20 protein-coding genes and 1 tRNA gene are annotated in these 18600 nt (G+C 43.3%); 12 read left to right on the top strand and 9 right to left on the bottom strand.

Annotation, left to right across the window (positions count from 1 at the left end; genetic code table 11):
- Entirely contained in the window at positions 1–1719 is a 1719-nt protein-coding gene (locus OZ660_RS07780; protein WP_274743094.1) for a sensor domain-containing protein, read from the bottom strand.
- A 221-nt stretch (positions 1720–1940) separates the two neighbouring features.
- Between OZ660_RS07780 and OZ660_RS07775 the strand changes: the two genes are divergently transcribed.
- The 4 genes from OZ660_RS07775 to OZ660_RS07760 all read left to right on the top strand — a co-directional run bounded on the left by OZ660_RS07775 (position 1941) and on the right by OZ660_RS07760 (position 6560).
- A complete protein-coding gene (locus tag OZ660_RS07775; RefSeq protein WP_274743093.1) occupies positions 1941–2879 on the top strand; it encodes a GGDEF domain-containing protein in 939 nt (312 codons plus the stop codon).
- 150 nt (positions 2880–3029) lie between these two features.
- On the top strand, positions 3030–4241 hold the full coding sequence (locus OZ660_RS07770) for a saccharopine dehydrogenase family protein (RefSeq protein ID WP_274743092.1): 1212 nt from the start codon (positions 3030–3032) through the stop codon (positions 4239–4241).
- Positions 4242–4318: 77 nt separating this feature from the next.
- A complete protein-coding gene (locus OZ660_RS07765; protein WP_202264988.1) occupies positions 4319–5398 on the top strand; it encodes a peptidase M42 in 1080 nt (359 codons plus the stop codon).
- 121 nt (positions 5399–5519) lie between these two features.
- On the top strand, positions 5520–6560 hold the full coding sequence (locus OZ660_RS07760) for a helix-turn-helix transcriptional regulator (protein WP_274743091.1): 1041 nt from the start codon (positions 5520–5522) through the stop codon (positions 6558–6560).
- On the opposite strand, the gene OZ660_RS07755 is transcribed toward OZ660_RS07760, so the two are convergent.
- From OZ660_RS07755 to OZ660_RS07740, 4 genes are all read right to left on the bottom strand, one after another.
- Positions 6557–7636 (bottom strand): cell division protein FtsZ, encoded by a 1080-nt coding sequence (locus OZ660_RS07755; protein ID WP_274743090.1) that lies wholly within the window; start codon positions 7634–7636, stop codon positions 6557–6559. The two genes, OZ660_RS07760 and OZ660_RS07755, sit on opposite strands and share 4 nt — an antisense overlap.
- Before the next feature lie 258 nt (positions 7637–7894).
- Positions 7895–7971, bottom strand: a tRNA-Val gene (locus OZ660_RS07750).
- A gap of 175 nt (positions 7972–8146) precedes the next feature.
- The gene (locus tag OZ660_RS07745) at positions 8147–9223 is read right to left on the bottom strand and encodes a patatin-like phospholipase family protein (RefSeq protein ID WP_274743089.1); all 1077 of its coding nucleotides are present in this window, start codon (positions 9221–9223) and stop codon (positions 8147–8149) included.
- A gap of 118 nt (positions 9224–9341) precedes the next feature.
- Positions 9342–9782 (bottom strand): MarR family winged helix-turn-helix transcriptional regulator, encoded by a 441-nt coding sequence (locus OZ660_RS07740; RefSeq protein WP_274743088.1) that lies wholly within the window; start codon positions 9780–9782, stop codon positions 9342–9344.
- A 250-nt stretch (positions 9783–10032) separates the two neighbouring features.
- Here OZ660_RS07740 and hmgA point away from each other — a divergent pair, with 250 nt between their 5' ends.
- Together hmgA and hppD are read left to right on the top strand one after the other, a co-directional pair.
- Complete coding sequence (gene hmgA / locus OZ660_RS07735; RefSeq protein WP_274743087.1) at positions 10033–11328, top strand: homogentisate 1,2-dioxygenase; 1296 nt, start codon at positions 10033–10035, stop codon at positions 11326–11328.
- A gap of 406 nt (positions 11329–11734) precedes the next feature.
- Positions 11735–12808 (top strand): 4-hydroxyphenylpyruvate dioxygenase, encoded by a 1074-nt coding sequence (gene hppD, locus OZ660_RS07730; RefSeq protein ID WP_202264976.1) that lies wholly within the window; start codon positions 11735–11737, stop codon positions 12806–12808.
- Between the two features lie 28 nt (positions 12809–12836).
- Here hppD and OZ660_RS07725 read toward each other — a convergent pair whose 3' ends face one another.
- Positions 12837–13202 carry a VOC family protein gene (locus OZ660_RS07725; protein WP_274743086.1) on the bottom strand — a complete coding sequence of 122 codons (366 nt, stop codon included), beginning with the start codon at positions 13200–13202 and terminating at the stop codon, positions 12837–12839.
- A 416-nt stretch (positions 13203–13618) separates the two neighbouring features.
- On the opposite strand from OZ660_RS07725, the gene OZ660_RS07720 reads away from it, so the two are divergent.
- The 6 genes from OZ660_RS07720 (at position 13619) to OZ660_RS07695 (ending at position 17014) form a co-directional block, all read left to right on the top strand.
- Positions 13619–14008, top strand: coding sequence for an ACT domain-containing protein (locus OZ660_RS07720; RefSeq protein WP_274743085.1), 390 nt, complete (start codon positions 13619–13621; stop codon positions 14006–14008).
- A gap of 2 nt (positions 14009–14010) precedes the next feature.
- Complete coding sequence (locus OZ660_RS07715) at positions 14011–14511, top strand: PTS sugar transporter subunit IIA (RefSeq protein ID WP_274743084.1); 501 nt, start codon at positions 14011–14013, stop codon at positions 14509–14511.
- Positions 14512–14601: 90 nt separating this feature from the next.
- A complete protein-coding gene (locus OZ660_RS07710; RefSeq protein ID WP_202264970.1) occupies positions 14602–14949 on the top strand; it encodes an ArsC family reductase in 348 nt (115 codons plus the stop codon).
- The gene (dapE, locus tag OZ660_RS07705) at positions 14943–16079 is read left to right on the top strand and encodes a succinyl-diaminopimelate desuccinylase (RefSeq protein WP_274743083.1); all 1137 of its coding nucleotides are present in this window, start codon (positions 14943–14945) and stop codon (positions 16077–16079) included. Before OZ660_RS07710 ends, dapE begins: the two co-directional genes overlap by 7 nt.
- Positions 16079–16771: a M15 family metallopeptidase gene (locus OZ660_RS07700; RefSeq protein WP_274743082.1), complete on the top strand. Its 693-nt coding sequence runs from the start codon at positions 16079–16081 to the stop codon at positions 16769–16771. The genes dapE and OZ660_RS07700 overlap by 1 nt, the downstream gene beginning before the upstream one ends.
- A gap of 39 nt (positions 16772–16810) precedes the next feature.
- Positions 16811–17014 (top strand): DUF2897 family protein, encoded by a 204-nt coding sequence (locus OZ660_RS07695; RefSeq protein ID WP_274743081.1) that lies wholly within the window; start codon positions 16811–16813, stop codon positions 17012–17014.
- Positions 17015–17032: 18 nt separating this feature from the next.
- Here OZ660_RS07695 and OZ660_RS07690 read toward each other — a convergent pair whose 3' ends face one another.
- The 3 genes from OZ660_RS07690 to OZ660_RS07680 all read right to left on the bottom strand — a co-directional run bounded on the left by OZ660_RS07690 (position 17033) and on the right by OZ660_RS07680 (position 18595).
- Positions 17033–17503, bottom strand: a complete 471-nt coding sequence (locus tag OZ660_RS07690; protein WP_274743080.1) for an energy transducer TonB — start codon at positions 17501–17503, stop codon at positions 17033–17035.
- A gap of 103 nt (positions 17504–17606) precedes the next feature.
- Positions 17607–18062 carry a hypothetical protein gene (locus OZ660_RS07685; RefSeq protein WP_159625290.1) on the bottom strand — a complete coding sequence of 152 codons (456 nt, stop codon included), beginning with the start codon at positions 18060–18062 and terminating at the stop codon, positions 17607–17609.
- Between the two features lie 206 nt (positions 18063–18268).
- A complete protein-coding gene (locus OZ660_RS07680; protein WP_014949040.1) occupies positions 18269–18595 on the bottom strand; it encodes a heavy metal-binding domain-containing protein in 327 nt (108 codons plus the stop codon).
- Positions 18596–18600 lie beyond the last annotated feature (5 nt).

The raw sequence follows: 18600 nt of genomic DNA, 5'->3' as shown, positions 1-18600 counted from the left end.
CTACTTCTTTGTAAGAAGTTTTTCGATTTCATTTGGAGCCAAGGGTTTTGAAAACAGAAACCCTTGTGCATATTCAACGTTTAAGTGCTTACAATAATTAGATTGCTCCTGAGTCTCAATGCCTTCTGCAACAATATTGAGTTCAAGTTTGTGGCCCATATTTATGATTGCTTCTAACAAAGCACCATCATAAGGGTCTTCAGGGGCATGCTTCAAAAAAGAGCGATCAATTTTTAGATGGCTAATCGGGAATTGCCTAAGATAACTGAGTGAAGAATAACCCACTCCAAAATCATCAATGGCAATTTCTACTCCCTTGGCTCTCAGCGCTCTTAACCCCTCAAGCACACTATCATCTGATTGAATGAGTAAATTTTCGGTCAACTCTATTCCCAAATCGCTGGGTAAAAGCCCGAACCTGCGTATCGTAGACTCAAAATTTGAAAAGAAATTCGGTTGAATTAACTCCTTTCCCGAAATATTGATATCTACCCGCAGCATAATCCCCTTTTCTTTCCAAGCCTTGACCTGCTTGCACGCTTGCTCTAAAACCCACTGTCCAATTTTAACGATAAGATCAGTACGTTCGGCGATGCCTATGAAAATATTTGGAGGAGCACTTCGACTCGCGTCGGCAGGACACCAACGCAGTAGTGCTTCACATGCTGCAACGTGCTGATCACGCAAATCAAACTGCGGTTGATATACCAACATAAATTCGTCTTTCTTTAACGACTCGTGAAGCTGTGCCGTAATAGTCCGTTGCCGATTAACTTTTTCAAAAAGCTCAGCACTAAAGAATTGAAATTGATTGCGCCCTTCAGCCTTTGCTTGGTACATGGCGACATCAGCTTTTTTTAATAGATCGTCAGGCTTGCTCCCGTCTTGGGGAAAGTTACTCACGCCCGTACTCACCGTCATGTGCGCATTTTCCGTACCCAGTTCGAATGTACAGCCAAAACAGTCAGTAAGTTTTGAAGCAATGCGCGATACCTCATCTTGTGAAAGATCGCTATTAAGCACTATCACAAATTCATCGCCGCCAAACCGCGTTAACTTTCCATCATTGCTTAAACATTTTTCAAGGCGCTTAGCAACGCTTCGCAATAACTCATCGCCCCATGTATGGCCCAAGGTATCATTGACCTCTTTAAACATATCAAGGTCTATGAAAAGGACTGCAAATTGGCTGTTATTACTTTTGGCCTCGGCAATTCTTGACTGTAATTCACTGTAAAGGAAACGTCTATTTGGCAGCCCAGTGAGTAAATCGGTAGACGCCATTCTCTCTAGTTCTTGTAGTGCGGTATTTTCTTTAGACAAGTCCACATCAATGCAGAACATTTCTGGGTTGTCGGTTCCTTCCTTCAGCATCACATGAGAAGAAAAGACATGAACTAACGAACCATCTTTTCGTTTTAATTGAAGTCGTTCTGAGGGGATAGCTACACCTTCTTGCAGCCATTGTTGATGTAACGCTATGACGGCTTCCTTCATTTCAGTAGGAATAATGAGGTCTTCTAGTTTTCTACCTATAGCGTCTTGTTTTGAATAACCGTAAATTTCCTCACTCGAATGATTCCAATAAATTACCCGCCTTTCCTTGTCATAGCCCTGTACTGATATTTTGGGCAGCGCATCGATGAGATCTAGGAAACGCTGCTCCCCTTCATCGTACAAAGTAATGAATTGATTATCACTTCCTGGTTCAAAATTCATAGCACTCCTTCGCACTTGTAATCACATCACAAGCGTTTCTGGCAACCACTCTATACCAAGTATAGATTCAGTTTTCTAAACTGCTCAAGTAATCGACTGCACAAACTGTCAGCGGTACGAAAAAGCAGTGTTAGTTTGCAAACAAATTCCCTTGTAATCAGGGACATTTTTTAAAAAATAAACTACTTTTAAGTAAACAGTAATCCGTAAGGCAAGTGGTTGTGATTGCGCCTGGTTGTAATTTTAATCAACTCATACAAACATTTATAGAATCGAGTAAGGACGGCTACGCCATTTTTTGTCCTGACGATAAACTCCTATATGCCAACTATGTATTCTTAGACATATTCTGTGCAACAAACTGCAAAGTTGAATACTGGAGCTTTGAGCAACTTGTCCGCCATGCATATGACCAAAAACGCGGTATAAACATTGAAACCGACCACATAGAGAGCTGGCTTGAATATGTAAGAAGTGTGAGACGAAAACGCCCACACCGGATGTTTGAGGTCGACTTAGTCAATGGACGCTGGATGCTTTTTTCAGAACAACTTCTCGACTCAGGCGAGTTGCTGTTACAAGCGAAAGACATTTCAAAACAGAAAGTGACTGAAAGTACACTGCAACGCTCCTTAGTTCAGCTTAAGAAACTTGCGCTTACCGATGAACTCACCCAATTAGCCAACCGCCGCTCTTTCGTAGATGCCGTTGAAACTGAGCTAGCACGCGTTCAGCGAAACCAAGCGTCGGCCACAATGTTAGTCATAGACTTAGACCACTTTAAACGCATTAACGATACTTATGGCCACTTAGCAGGCGATCATGTGCTAAAGCACACTGCTGCCATTTTGCGTCAATCTACCCGTCAGTACGATATTGTGGGTAGATTGGGCGGGGAAGAATTTGCGGTGTTTATGTCTGAGGCGGATCTTAACGTGGCCTATGAAGTTGCTGAGCGCATTCGCAGTTCACTGGCACAAAGTGTGACCGAGGTAGACGGCAATAGCATTAGCGTTACAGCATCTATTGGTATCTGCACTAAACTTAAGCCCGACAGTTTTGAGACGCTGTTTACCTACGCAGATGAAGCGCTGTACAAAGCAAAATCAGATGGAAGAAATCGCATTGCTGTTTTTAATACTCTTAATCGCACTACATGAGTAAGGAAAGCCCACAACGGCACTGTTCAGAAAACTGAACTCATCCCTTCAAACGGCTTATACGTTCTTATTTAAAAATAAAATACCCTATGCATTGCGCAATTTCATTTAAACATGCAACCTGTTAAAAAAGAACAATTTGGAGCCGTTATGGCAAACGAAAAAAACGTTTATGATCTTGTGTTGTATGGCGCAACCTCTTTTGTTGGGCAAATTATTTGTGAGTACCTTGCCGCTTATAAGGATGAACAAGTAACGTGGGCGATGGCAGGTCGCAGTGAACAAAAACTTATTGAAGTGAAGCAAAGAGTTGGTATAGACGTGCCCCATGTTGTCGTTAACGCTGACGATGAAGATGGTTTACACGCGATGTGCGAACAAACCAAGGTAGTGCTCACGACAGTGGGTCCTTATGCGCTCTATGGCGAGAGCGTTGTAAAAGCGTGCGTAAACACAGGCACTGCTTATTGCGACTTAACTGGCGAACCTCAGTGGATAAAACGCATGGTGGACAAGTACCACAGTGCGGCGCAAAAAAGTGGCGCCCGGCTGGTTAACTGTACAGGCTTTGATTCTATTCCCTCTGATTTAGGCGTCTATCACCTACAAAGGTTGGCCATCGAGAAAACAGGCAAACCAGCCACACAAATTAAAATGCGTGTGCACCGAATACGTGGTGGAGCATCAGGCGGAACAGTTGCAAGCTTGCTCAACGTTTTAAAAGAAGCAAAAAAAGATCCGGGCTTACGTAAAGCTTTAGTAAACCCTTATGTACTGTGTCCTGAGGGGCATCCGTATTCAGTGCGGCAGAAAAATCACAAAAGTGCCGAGTATGACGATGAGTTAAATATGTGGACCATGCCATTTGTGATGGCATCTATCAACGAACGTGTTGTTCACCGCAGCAATGCTCTATTAGGGAATATGTACGGTGAAAACTTCAGATACGACGAGGCCATGTCTGCCAAAAACAAGAGTATCGCCAAAAAGACGACACTTGGCCTAGGTGCATTTATGGTGGCGGCGAATATATCGCCATTAAGAATACTTCTCGAAAAATTTGTGCTACCCAAACCGGGAGAAGGACCAAGTAAAGAAGAGCAGCTTAATGGAATGTATGATATGCGCTTTTATGGCACCCTTGCCAACGGTGAAAAGATTGAAGTTAAAGTCTTGGGCGATAGAGATCCGGGGTATGGCTCTACGGCCAAAATGATTACACAAGCAGGACTTTGCCTTGCAAATGATAGTGTAGACACACAGGGCGGATTTTGGACGCCTGCATCACTGCTAAACGACAACTTAATCAAGCGGCTTGCCGAGCACGCTGGCGTGATAGTTGAAGAAGTGAGTAGTCAGTAAATTACTAACGCAAATAGTCTTTGACCTTTTATAGATAACAAGCTATTACGTTTTTTTATTCTTTTATTGGTACCCTAATGAATAGTCTATTGCCATCATCGTTTGTCGAATTACTCTCTTTGCTGATGCGCGAACCCAGTGTAGTTGGTGCAGAGCACACCTTCTTTCGAGTATTGCAACGAGAGTTGGAAGAACGCGGAGCAAAGGTAACATGGTATGAAGGCCTGCTGGTTGCTCAAGGAAGCGACCCTCACAGTATCATGCTTTCAGCCCATATCGACCGCCACGGACTTATTTGTACAGGTCCTAACGAATTTCAATATGCGGCATTTGTTGCCGGAGCGCGCTCGGACTTACTCGGAAATTCTGTTAGTGAACAGCTAATGAAAAAAATTGAAGGGCGATTTGTCAATGCTCCCGTGTTTGCCTATGAGCCTTGGACAGGCGCATACCGCGGCCGAGGGCATATCAAGGGCTCTGAGATCTGCGAATTTCGCAACAATCTTATTTTTGAACTTGAAGGCCTTGAACATGTGGTAGCAGGCACCCCCATAGCCATGGTAGACAAGCTCAAAGTGACCGAAGACGCGCTTGTGGGCCAGCTCGATAATGTCCTATCGGCGGCAGTAATGATCTATTTATTTGAACTCGGCTTTACGGGCACCGCGTTTTTTACAGCTCAAGAAGAGGCCGGAAAAAGCTGGCGCTACCTGCTTGAATGGTTTCGACGATTTGGTGGCTCAACCAATCAGTTATTTGTACTAGACACCAGCCCTATGCCAGATTTTGCAGCAGCTTCTGCACATCATTTGGTGCTACGCCACGAAGACGCAAACGCAAAATTCAATGAAGCGCTAACAGCCAAGCTTGCTACAACGTGTGAAACGTTGGGTTATCGCTATTTATACAAGGACGACTACGTTCGAGAATTAAATAAAGAGCGCATTGCCAACGGTGAAAGTGAACATTCACTAGGCTCAACCGAATTAGGTCGAATCGTCGCCGCATCACAGGGGCTGGTAGATGGCACCACGTTGCAAGTACCAAGTTCTGGATATCACACCATGCAAGAGACTGCTCCGCATGCGTCTGTTAAAGCGTTTATCGACGTTCTATGCGAATTATCAAACATTAATGCACCACAAACACAGGTGTAAGTGCGATAAAACACGACGTTTGCGGCGTTATTCACTGTAACAATTTAGCATGCGACAATTTTTGTCGCATGCGGTCTCTATGCTATGGTGAGTTCACAATCGCTAAAGCAAATTTTCCACAATGAGTGCATTTCAACGCAAGCTCGACATCCTTCAATTTGTGCCTTCTGCGCCCAGAAAAGTTTCAAGCCGCCAAATTTTTGAAAATCTACAAAACTGCGGTCATCACAATATTGATATGCGCACGGTGCAGCGGGACTTAGTCAGCCTAGAAAACATTGGGCTATTTGGTTTAGAAGTTGATAAGCGTTCGAAACCCTACGGCTGGTTTATAAACGCGAATTTTAAGAAACTCAATTTAAGCTTAATGGACGGCAATACTGCGCTTGCGTTTAAGGTACTTGAACAATCAGGTGCCACACTACCAAATTCTACGCTTAAAGAAATGCAGCCTTACTTTGCAAAAGCGAGCCAGGTCTTAGAGCAAGATAGTGACTCGTTACTTACAAACTGGCTTAGATCGGTGGCAGATTCGCAAGTTTCCCAACCACTCATCCCTCCAGAGATAGATGCGGCTTCGTTTGAACGGTTAAAAAGTGCAATCTTTTTTAGAAAACAAATCTCTGCCGATATTAAGCGTATTTTTAGCGGCGGAAACGAAATGGTTTGGAAGCACTACGACAGAGTTAACCCTATGGGACTGGTGAAACAAGATGGTCGACAACTTTTTGTGTGTACTTTTGGTTCGCTGCACAAAAGACGCTACGCGTTGCCGTTACAATTTGTTAGAAACGTTACCGTTACCGATGAAGACTGCCAACAAGAATTTGGTGAGCTAGAAAGTGTTCAAACTTTGTCGGCTAACAAAAAAGAAGACATTGAGCTTAAGTTATTGGTTAAAAATAACGCGTTATTTTTGCTTCACGGCTATAAACTCAGTGATGATCAAGTAATAACCCCATCTCTTCAATCAGATAAATCCGTATTGACCGCGACGGTGAAAGACACCAACAAACTGCGCGCCTTTTTGAGAGGCTTGGGCGATAACATCGAGATCCTAGGCCCTCAAAAACTGCGGCAGTATTTTGTTAAACTGTCTGAAAGGTTGTACTTCGCTTATCAGGAAGAAGCAGCGCAAAATAAATCGTTGTTTTCTGATTAATTTAAATCCCTACCCTGCAACCTCACAAAAGCAGGTATTTCCAAGTATGCCGCGTCCTTTCTCAATGATGTGGATGCTTGCTTCATAGGTATCACATTTTTCTCTTCTTCAAAGCTTTGTTCACTTGAAGGCACACCCGTGGCGATAACTAAGACTTCACCAAAATGTGGTAGTTCTGGCGATAACGTTACGCCAGTAATGATCAGAGTTTGAGGGCCATCGACTAAAGATTGGAGGGTAGCTAGCATTTCTTCATACATGGCTAAACTGGGCTCTTCTTTGCACGTTAGCTGCGCAATAACGCCTTGCGCCCCTATTATATTCTGTTTGTCGACTAATGGGTTTTCTAAGGCGTGCTTTAATGCTGCGCTTAATGAACTGTCATCTTCAGCAATACCCACGCCTAGCGCAGTATCTCCCTCAAGAGAGAGAATATGACTGAAGTCATTGATATCGACGTTGATATAACCCGTGTTTGTAAGCATTACGATAATGGCTTCGACAATTTTATGCATTTGAATGTCACAATGACGAAATGCAGAAAGAAGCCCAACGGTTTCATCTAGTGCAGAAAGTAATGAATCATTAGACATAACTAGCGTAGCATTTGCTTTGCTTCGTATTGTCTCAAGCGCGTTTCTAGCAATGTCGCTTCGCTTGCCTCCCTCGGCTTTGAAAGGAAGCGTAACAAAACACATCACATCGATGTCGCTCTCTTTGGCTAATTCAATAAGAATTGGCGTTGCACCGCTTCCCGTGCCGCCTCCCAGGCCTGCGATAATGATAATAAGGTCAGCATCTTTAATTAACGTCACCAAGGCATCTTTGCTCTGAATGGCGGCGTCGCTTGCGACATCTGGGTTAGCCCCAGCTCCATACCCTTTAGTTGTGTCCTCCCCAATCAATAACACTTCATGATTTGAGCATCGATGCAACGCAGCGATATCGGTGTTAACAGCGCTAAACCTAATATTGTCATGCGCACAAAGGCTGGCCATGTTGTTAACTGCATTACCGCCACAACCGCCTACACCAATAACGTGAATTTTAATTTGTTCAGTTTGAATGTTTTGCATGCGCTTACTTTTGAAAGTTTATATTTGGTAAGCATGAAACAACTATACGGCAAAAAATGACGCATAGGATTGTCAACCGTATGCAAGGTTAAGATGTAGTTATTTCAAAAACTAAACTATTTCTTGTCATGAGCGTCTTTGCTGTTCAACACAATGCAGAGCGAATTGCTGTTTACGAAGCTATTTTCTTGGTCAACTCGTTATGAAACTGGACTAGTGCTAAGGCGACGATTTATGAAGATTTTGAAAAGGAATATATGGTGCGTCTACCCTGATTCGAACAGGGGACCTCTACCATGTCAAGGTAGCGCTCTAACCAACTGAGCTATAGACGCATAATCGACGTTGCTAAGTGTAGAAGAATGTCTTAACAACGGCGCGTATAATACTTAGGCTTCGGCTTGCCTGCAAGAAAAAGTTAACCTTCGACAGGTTAAGTGACTAATAAGTCGGCAATGTTTGAAATATAGACTCAAAATTTAGTCGAGTTAACAAAAGGCCTGCCCACCTTTACACCTGTTTAAAAGGCAATGGCTTAATATTATTGACTAACGAACCGTCAGCCACTGAGTTCATAAAATACTCCCCTAGCCTATCCGTTTCTTTCAACACAGTCTGCCAGTACTTAATGCGTGTATTGGCATCGAGTACTTCAAAATCCTTTCTGTCGGGAATTTTACTATACGGCAAATTCGCGACAAACGTACTTGAGGGCACAAGCATCACTACATTGTCATAGCTAGAACGATGAGGCACACGACCTTTCAGCCCTTTGTCGAACCATCCGGGAATGGGCTTATTGTAAAAATGTGGATATAACACTAGCCCTTTGTCAGGCCCAAACGACAGATCAAAATGGTAATCAATAATACCGCCATCGCGATACATACCTTGCGGTGCCCCTTCTATATTTGTTACGCCTTCAATAACTACAGGAATAGAGCCAGATGCCAGTAATGCATCGTGAATATTACCTTGAGTCAGCTCGTGATATTGCGTAGGTAAGTGGTAGGGGTCGTGAATAGTAAAGTCACTACCTGGCGTAGAAAAAACATAGCGCGTATACAGACGGGACAAGTTCTTGCGGCTAACTGTATTTGCTGCCGCACTCATTGCCAAACCAGAAAGTTGCCTAAACTTGCTTTCAAAGCGGGTTGCGCCTAAGCATTTTGCTACGATAAGGTGTGCTTTAAAACGCTCATTCGACAGTACTTGTTGCTTCCCCTCTTCGTCTACCATTACTTTTAGTAAATCGAGCGCTTTTTCGGTTATTTCCTTGGGTGTAGGCTTATCGCTGCTATAGGTTGTCGTAGAATAAGATTCTGCCAATCGATTGATTGCTGCAAGCGGGTCATCTTGCACGGCGCAAATAGTTCTAAATGCCCCTGCGGACGACCCGATAACGTGGATTTGGTGCGATACATTGGCAAACCATTCTGGAAATAGAACGCGGTCAAGGCCTGCTAAAGAGAACCATTTTGGGCCACCCGATGCCCCTAGAAAATAACTAAAAAGTTCGGGAGTAAAACCATTTTTGATAATAGTTTCACGTGCAGTTTGCCCTGCATACACTTCAAGAGGAGCCACTCAATATCCTTGATTAACGATTTCGTGGCAATTTAACAGTTAAACACGCAAAAGTAACCCTTACGCAATCTATCACCAAGCTTGTCAGACCACGTAATTAAAGGCACAGGCCCATATTTTATGACGTCAGCTTATCTATCACTTTTAGGAATATTTGATACTCAGAATCAGTGATGCTAGCTAGCTTTTCTTCTTGCCACCTAATTACATTGGGCAATATCTTTAAATACACGTTCTGCCCTGTTGTCGACAAACTCACGTTAACCGCACGACCATCAGATGTATCTTGACGCTTATCAATCAAACGGTGACGCTCCATTTGCTGCAGGGCACGAGTTACTGTCACTTTGTCAAGGCGAGTGGCTTTTACAAGTTGCTTAGCTGTCATACTAACGATGCTGCCTTTATTGCGTTCTTTATTTTGCAAAGTTCCCAGCGTTGCCATAATGCGCCATTGCGGCATAGTAAGGTCATAAGGTGCATACACCGAATATAAGGACTCACTTAGATTTCCAGAGAGCATCGCCACCCTGTAAGCCAGCATTTCATCGAGTGTCACCACATTCTCCTACTAAAACCAGTTAACTTGATTAGCTAGAGCGTGTTGACCACACCCCTGCCGTCGCAAATGCTCTAACCTGTAAATTATGAGTGTAAACTTAATAAAACATTTCTTGCACTCGCCTATGAAGCACTCATGCTGTTCACAATTGATTTACACGTTGATTAGCACTAGCCTACTCAAACTAGTTTCATTTGCAACTAGTTCGATATTCACTGTTTTACCTTTTTATTATTGGAATGGGTTTATGGAAAACGTCACATATTTGTCTGGGTTTAATAACGAGCACGAAACAGAAGCGTTGCCGGGCGCTTTACCCAAAGGGCAATTTAGTCCACAAAAGGTTAACTATAAACTCTATGCAGAACAATTCAGCAGTACTGCATTTACAGCACCACGCGCGCACAACCGCCGAAGCTGGACATACCGCTTGCGACCTTCCATTGCCATGGGTGACTTTACTCCAGTGAGTAACGGCCTTATTCGCACTGCACCGCAAACCGGTATTCCCTGCCCTCCTAACGTTTTGCGTTGGGATCCTGTACCACTTCCAGATAAAAAAACTGATTTCGTAGAAGGCCTTGTAACGGTCGCAACCAATGGCGATGCGCAAGCGCAAACTGGCATGGGGATACATTGTTACGTTGCTAATGCGCCAATGGAAAATAAAGTTTTTTACTCATCAGACGGTGAAATGCTATTTGTTCCCCAACACGGGGACATGCTCGTGACCACAGAGTTTGGTAAGTTGTCAGTATCGCCTGGGGAAATTCTTGTTATTCCTAGAGGTGTACGCTTTGCTATTACCCCTACAAGTAGCGCTATTCGCGGATATATTTGTGAAAACTATGGCCATCCTTTTGTGCTGCCAGAGCGCGGCCCGGTTGGCGCAAACGGCTATGCAAACCAGCGCGATTTTCAATACCCAACAGCGTGGTTTGAGGATAATGAAACACCACACGTCATGGTTAATAAGTTTTGCGGCAACCTGTTTGAAGCAACACTTGAGCACTCTCCTTTTGATGTTGTCGCGTGGGTAGGTAATTCTGCACCGTACAAGTACGATTTATCTTTGTTCAATGTGATGAACACGGTCAGTTTTGACCATCCCGACCCTTCCATATTTACCGTTTTAACATCGCCATCTGATCTAGAAGGCACTGCAAACGTCGATTTTGTCATATTCCCACCACGTTGGATGGTCGCAGACAATACCTTTCGTCCTCCCTATTACCATCGCAATATTATGAGTGAGTTCATGGGGCTTATTGAAGGTACATATGACGCAAAAGAGCATGGATTTGTGCCTGGTGGAATGAGTTTACACAATTGCATGACGCCTCACGGACCGGAAGCAGAAGTGTTTGAAAAGGCGTCTAACGCTGAACTCAAGCCGCAGCGCTACGAAAATACACTGGCCTTTATGTTTGAGTCACGTTACGCCATCGCTCCTACTGAGTTTGCCTTAAACTCAGAGATACGCCAGCGTAACTATTTATCATGCTGGGATGGATTGAAAAAGTACTACGACGGTAAAAAGTAATTAGAGCGTGTTGACCTTTGCCGTACGTTTTTGCAGCAAAGTGTTTAGCATTTAGACAAGGAAGTGCACACGTCGTGTAGCCATCTACATAAGTGTGCAACAAGCATGTACGCAATGCTCGGTCATCCGGTGTGTACATGCTTGTGCACTGCCTAATTGCGCTGTACGTTTTTATGAACACATAGAAACAGTAGACAAAAACAATATAAACATTCAAAAACAATAACTTATTAGAAATAGGCGTACTTTAAATAAACTCACATAGGTAAAGCGAAAACAAATCGTTACACCTAGGCTTTCCAAGCCACTGTACTTGTATATCGGTATGCTATTGCCTGCATTTTTACCTCGCGCTTACAATCCACTCACAATTACAAAATCAGTATTACGTTGAGGAAGTATCTCCATGGCAGATTTATTTGAAAATCCAATTGGCTTAGATGGTTTTGAATTCTTAGAATTCACAGCGCCTGAAAAAGGCATGTTAGAGCCGATATTTGAAGCTATGGGTTTTACCCGAGTAGCACGTCACAAGTCGAAAGATGTAGAACTCTGGCGCCAAGGTGACATTAACTTATTAAGTAACTACGAGAAAAATTGTCATGCCTCGTACTATGCCGAAGAGCATGGTCCATCGGCTTGCGGAATGGCTTTTCGTGTAAAAGACTCGCAGAAGGCCTACAAAGAAGTGCTTGCACGTGGTGCACAACCAATGGACACGCACACAGGTCCAATGGAGCTAAAACTGCCTGCCATTAAAGGTATCGGTGGAGCAATGCTTTACTTGATCGACCGCTATCAAGGCGACAACACTATTTACGACATCGACTTTAATTGGATTGAAGGTGTTGACCGCAATCCGAAAGGCTGTGGCTTCCATACACTCGACCACCTAACTCACAACGTATATCGCGGTCGAATGGATTTTTGGGCAAATTTCTACGAGAAGCTATTTAATTTCCGCGAAATTCGTTACTTCGACATTAAAGGTGAATACACAGGTCTACTGTCTAAAGCAATGACAGCGCCTGATGGTAAAATTCGAATTCCGTTAAATGAAGAAGCGGTGGGCGGCGGCGGCCAAATCGAAGAATTCTTGATGAAGTATAACGGTGAAGGTATTCAACACATTGCATTTGCGTGTGACGATTTAGTTGCCTGTCTTGATCAATTAAAGGCGCGCGGCATGAAGTTCATGACCCCACCTCCAAATACTTACTATGAAATGCTAGAAGAGCGTTTACCTGGCCATGGCGAAAACGTAGACGAATTACAAAAGCGCGGCATTCTGCTTGATGGTACTACAGAAAATGGTGAGCCACGCCTATTACTGCAAATCTTCTCAGAAACGGTATTTGGCCCAGTGTTTTTTGAGTTTATTCAACGAAAACAAGATGAAGGGTTCGGTGAAGGTAACTTTAAGGCGCTGTTTGAGTCGATTGAACGCGACCAAGTGAATCGCGGCGTAATCAACAAATAACAACGCTTCGTATCTGGTGAAAGGCAGCTTAATCGCTGCCTTTTTCATATAAAGCAAAAGGTGAACCTGACGGATCGATAATGATACAAAAACTGTCACTTCCGTGATGTCTAATATCACCCACTTTCTCCCCGCCCATTTTGATCGCATTTGCTAACGCCTCGCTTAAACTCTCAACGGTGAAGTAGTTTATCCAGCCGCCTGGCAACGATACATTTACGCCTTTTTTGTGACATATGCCACCTACGGGTGTGCCATCGTTTCTCATCATTACGTAATCGTTATAGCCGCCCATATCAACAGGCTCCTTTTTCCATCCCATGACCAATTCATAAAACGCAACGAGCGATTCGGCATCTTCAGTTGTTATGTCACACCAAGAAGCTTCTGACATGGCTAGGTTCCTTATTTAATCTTTAGGCAAAAATAGGCATTCGCGTTAACAAATGTAGATCAATTGATGACACAAGGATACTTTTAACGCTTTTTTATGTAGCGCTTTGGCGACACACTTTTGTGACCAACCGCTAAAAACCTACATTAAAGTCAAGCCAAGAAATTGCAAAAAATCTAAACATTTTTTATTTTCACTGTAGACATCGCCTGTGGAAAATGCTTGCAAAATCGAGAATGTTATCCACTGCACATTGTTTGTACAGTTTATTTATTTCTTTATTATCATGAACTTACAACAAGACCCCAAACTACTCAACAAACTTATCCACAGATTAAGTGGATAACACGTAGCACTTAACCACAGTTAGTGGTTTAATGTGAGTATCTTCGAAGTTTTCATTTTTTCGGTTTCTCATGCCAAAACAAACACTCTTAGTTCGTGAGTCTTTATTTACAATTCACAGTTTGGATCCAGATAGCGACATACCGGCCGCTGTTCTACAGAGCCCCCTCTTTTTTCTTGGAAAAACAGAAGAAGAGCTGTCGATTGTTGTACCTAACACGGTAAAAATCTCATCGTTAGATTGTGATGAAGGCTGGCGAGCGCTCGAGTTACTTGGGCCACTTCACCTTTCACTAATCGGCATAATGGCTCAAATTGGACAGGTTCTCGCAGCGGCAAAAGTATCAATCTTCGTTGTTTCAACATTTGATACTGATTTCTTTTTAGTAAAAGACAATAAACTAAATGACGCTGTTACCGCATTGAAAAAGGCAGGTTATACCGTTCATGAGGAAGGTTAACCGTGGAAGGGAAATTACTCAGTTATCCTCCTGAAGTTTTTGCAAAGCGTGTCGATATTCCAAGCCCTTTTTCTGGGCAGCTTTTACCGCTAACCGATTTAGAAGACACACTGTTTAAAAAAGGTTTTTATGGACCCGGTGCGGCGATAAGCTCAACAGCGAATACTGTATACGCCCCCTTTAGCGGCACGGTACTCAAAGTTGAACCTATCGACTATGCCATTGAGGTAAAGTCGTCAGTGGGTTTAAAATGCCGAATTAAGTACGGCTTTGACGCACATCACTTACACGGTGCTCAGTTCAATTGCGGCTTAAAAAAAGGCGACCGTTTTTCTATAAAAACACCGCTTTTTACGGTGAATTCAGTGTGGCTAAAACAACAAGGTGTTGCAAATATTTGTATAATGACAGTATTAAATGCTCACGCCTTATTGGGTGTTCTGGCCACTAACCACAGATACGTAGAGGCCAACGAAGATACGCTTTTATCGCTCTATATTTAAATCGGCCAGCTGTCGAATGCCTTTATGTGTAATGACTAAAAGTGCGCAAGTATATTTAACGAAACAACAACAAGTAGTATGGAATTTTTTATGAGTACAGTGCTTTACGGTATTCCCAACTGTGACACCATTAAAAAAGCTAAAAAATGGCTTACTGACAACAATGTCGAATTTACTTTTCACGACTATCGCAAAGACGGAATAGATGCAGACTTTCTGCAACGAGCAGAAGCCGCGCTAGGCTGGGAAGCCATGCTAAATAAACGCGGTACAACCTATCGACAGTTAGACGAGACTGAAAAAGCGTCGATTGATAAAGACAAAGCATTGGCGCTACTTGAGCTTCATCCAGCTATGGTTAAGCGCCCTATCCTGTTGCATAACAACAGCTTTTATATTGGCTTTAAACCTGCACAATACGAGGGCATATTTTGTTAAACGATTCCGTTATTGAAATTGCTAAAAATCTAATAAATCGGCGTTCAGTAACGCCTGAGGATGCGGGTTGCCAGGAAGCAATGAAAGACTTTTTAGGGGCGCTGGGGTTTACAAATGAAACTATGGTATTTGACGACACCACGAACCTTTGGTCGCGGAGAGGCAAAGAAGGCCCTGTATTTTGTTTTGCCGGCCACACAGATGTCGTGCCTAGTGGTCCCGAAGACGCATGGAAGACACCCCCATTCGTAGCCACAGAAGTAGATGGATATCTACATGGCAGAGGTGCAGCTGACATGAAAGGCAGCTTAGCTGCTATGCTGGTTGCAACAAGAGAATTCGTTAACAAGTATCCCGACCATAAAGGCAGTATTGCTTATCTTATTACCAGTGATGAAGAAGGCCCTTTTATTAACGGCACAACCCGTGTCATAGACACACTAGAAGCTCGCAATGAAAAAATAACATGGTGTGTAGTGGGTGAACCCTCGTCAACTGATGAAGTGGGAGATATCGTTAAAAATGGGCGAAGAGGCTCGCTTACAGGCGATTTAGTAGTAAAAGGTGTTCAAGGACATGTTGCTTATCCTCACCTAGCCAAAAACCCAGTGCATCTTGCTGCCGCTGCGCTAGATGAACTCGCAAAATCGCACTGGGATGATGGCAATGAGTTTTTCCCACCGACTAGTTTTCAAATATCTAATATTCACGCTGGTACGGGCGCAGGCAACGTTATTCCTGGTGAACTTCACGTTTGTTTTAACTTTCGCTTTTCAACGCAAGTGACTGACCAGCTTCTTATTGAACGTGTGACCACTATTTTGGACAAACATGAGCTTGATTACGACATTAAGTGGACGTTCAATGGCCAACCTTTCTTGACCGATACAGGCGCGTTACTAGACGCCACGCAAGGCGCTATTGAAGCAGTTAAGGGAAAGCCTACAGTCCTGTCTACAGCGGGCGGTACATCTGATGGACGTTTTATTGCGCCAACGGGGGCGCAAGTTATCGAACTTGGGCCGGTCAATGCAACGATTCACAAGATTGACGAGTGCGTTAAGATGGCAGATCTCGAACAACTCGCAGATATGTACTTTGGCATTTTAGAACGGCTACTTGCTCACTAATGTTTCCTGTTTCTGATAATCAATGGTTAGGCCTACACAACAACTATTTGGTTGATGTTGGCACTAACCATAGACTTCACCGTGACATTGTTGATGACTTTACGGCAATGCAACAGGCAGCAGCGCAAGATGGGCTCGACTTACAACTTGTTAGCAGTTACCGAGACTTTGCTCGCCAAACTGCTATTTTTAATCGAAAATGGCGGGGCGAGACCGCCATCCTCGACAAAAATAGTCACCCCTTACGACCAGAAACACTAAGCGATGAAGAGAAACTTCACGCCATTTTAATGTGGTCAGCGCTACCCGGTGGCAGCCGTCACCATTGGGGAACAGATTTCGATGTTTACGACAAAACGTCTGTCGAGAAACTCAATGGACGTTTTGATCTTGTTGAAAGTGAGTATGAACGCGGCGGACCATGCTATTTGCTTGCGTGTTGGCTAGAGCAGCACATGGCCAGATTTGGTTTTTTCCGTCCATTCAGTGAAAGTACCGGTGGCGTCGCAAGGGAACCTTGGCACTTAAGTCATAGCTCTGTTTCTAAACGTTTTGAAAAAGCGAGAAATATTCAGGCACTAGAAAACGCATTAAGTGAAAGTGAAATAGAAGGCAAAGCAACAATTCTTGCCATGCTTCCTTCGCTGTATAATCGTTATGTGTTAAACAAGGGCAATAGAAGTGCCGTGTAAACTGCACTATTGCAGTTTAAAACAAAAAGGGTAAACACAATGGATTTAACCTGGCTATTAGTGATTATTGTGTTGGTACTAGGTGTAGTGGTGGGTAACATCACACTGCTTAAATACAGCGCCAAATTTAAGTTCCCAACACCTTCAAAACCATTTGACTCTGATAATGAAGAGGCTGACAGTTCAGCACACCGCAGCCAAGATAAGAAGAAAAATGGTTTTGACGATGAAGATGAATGGTAAGTGAGCCCCCTTACCTTTTTAGTCTGCTCGAACCTGAATTTTTTCTACATTGCTAAATTGTGATGTTTTTGGATTGTCGGTAAGTGCGAACTCAATGGCGACATAGTTATTGCGAATTTTATGAGCAGGTTTTGTGTAGAGCCATTTTTGAACGCCCAAAATTGCGGTCGCATCAAACAGCCCATCATGATCTGAAGCAACAACTTCGATGTCAGAAACGTTGCCGTCGCTTTCAATACTGAAGTTAACTAACACTGAACCCTCGATGCCATTTTTAACCGCATATTTAGGGTACTTAGGTAGCGCACGCTTTATTACTGATGCCGTATTAGCTTCAGCTGCATTCACACTATCAGCCGCGCTAGCAGGGTTACTTGTCAGCACCAAAGCACTGGACGCCGTCACTACAGCAGCTGTTGCTACGGTAGCCAGTAATACACCTCTGAACTTAGTTGCTTGTGCTTTCCTTTTGAACATTGTCTTTAGCATGCTTATTCCTTTTAATCCCTTAGTTTTTATATTCAATTAGTTATACGGAAATTACATACACTTTACAATGAATAACGTTTACTTTGGGGCAAGGCTAAATTCATTAATTTACTCTCATCGAATGATCGAGTCTCTTTGTTTGCAAACAGCTAAGAATTTTTTCAGACAACCAGTCAGTGGCTTCTTTTGTAGTAGGAAAAAACGCAAAGGGCAATGACGATGTCTCATAAACGCGAGACCAAAATTTTCTTTGTAACTCAGCCCCTTCTGCTTCGTGAAAAACTATGGCTGTCGCAACGAGGCCCTGAGCAACCGCCTTATCAACAATAAGCTGACCGCTATTCGTTGCTGCCATGGGAGCTAATGCTAAACCATTTACGTTAACCACACTCCCCCAACAAGGCACATCAATCTTTGCTCTTTGCGCACCAACAACCACTTCGTATTTGTGCATAAACTCTAAATTAAAAGGCCCTATCAAGTCGATATAGAGAATATGTTGGCTACTGTTAAACCTAGCCTTAACCTCTCCATGAGCATCGAATTTATTTTTATCCATAGTGTCGCCTCCCTTCGCTTGAGTATAAACCACTGTCTACATTTCCGTCGAAAAAGTAGACCATAAGCCCAAAAATAGAGGTGAATATTTCAACACCTTTTTTATTGGGCCTATTAGTACAAAAGCGCATAGGCGTTTACCTACTCTAAAAGGTACACAAAATAAAAAAGGCATAGTCTTGCTATGCCCTAGGAAAGGAACTTTGCTTAAAGCGGCGTCGTTTTAACAGCCGTTCCACTTATGCTTACCATCAGCATGCTGCCTTTGTCGCCGATAACTTGATAGTCTAAATCGATACCTACTACAGCATTTGCGCCCATGCTCCGCGCTTCGTGCTCCAGTTCAGTAAATGCTAATTTACGCGCTGTGGTTAGTTCCTCTTCATAAGATCCAGAACGCCCACCTACGATATCTCTTATTGAGGCAAAAAGGTCCTTAAAAACATTGGCTCCCATCACCGCTTCGCCAACCACGATGCCATAGTATGCCTCAATCTTATGTCCCTCTAATGTCGGGGTTGTAGAAACAATCATGTGTC

Source organism: Alteromonas sp. 009811495 (assembly GCF_028865455.1).
GTDB lineage: Bacteria > Pseudomonadota > Gammaproteobacteria > Enterobacterales > Alteromonadaceae > Alteromonas.
The sequence above is the reverse complement of the archived record's forward strand: the minus strand, read 5'-3'. Positions and strand labels throughout refer to the sequence as shown.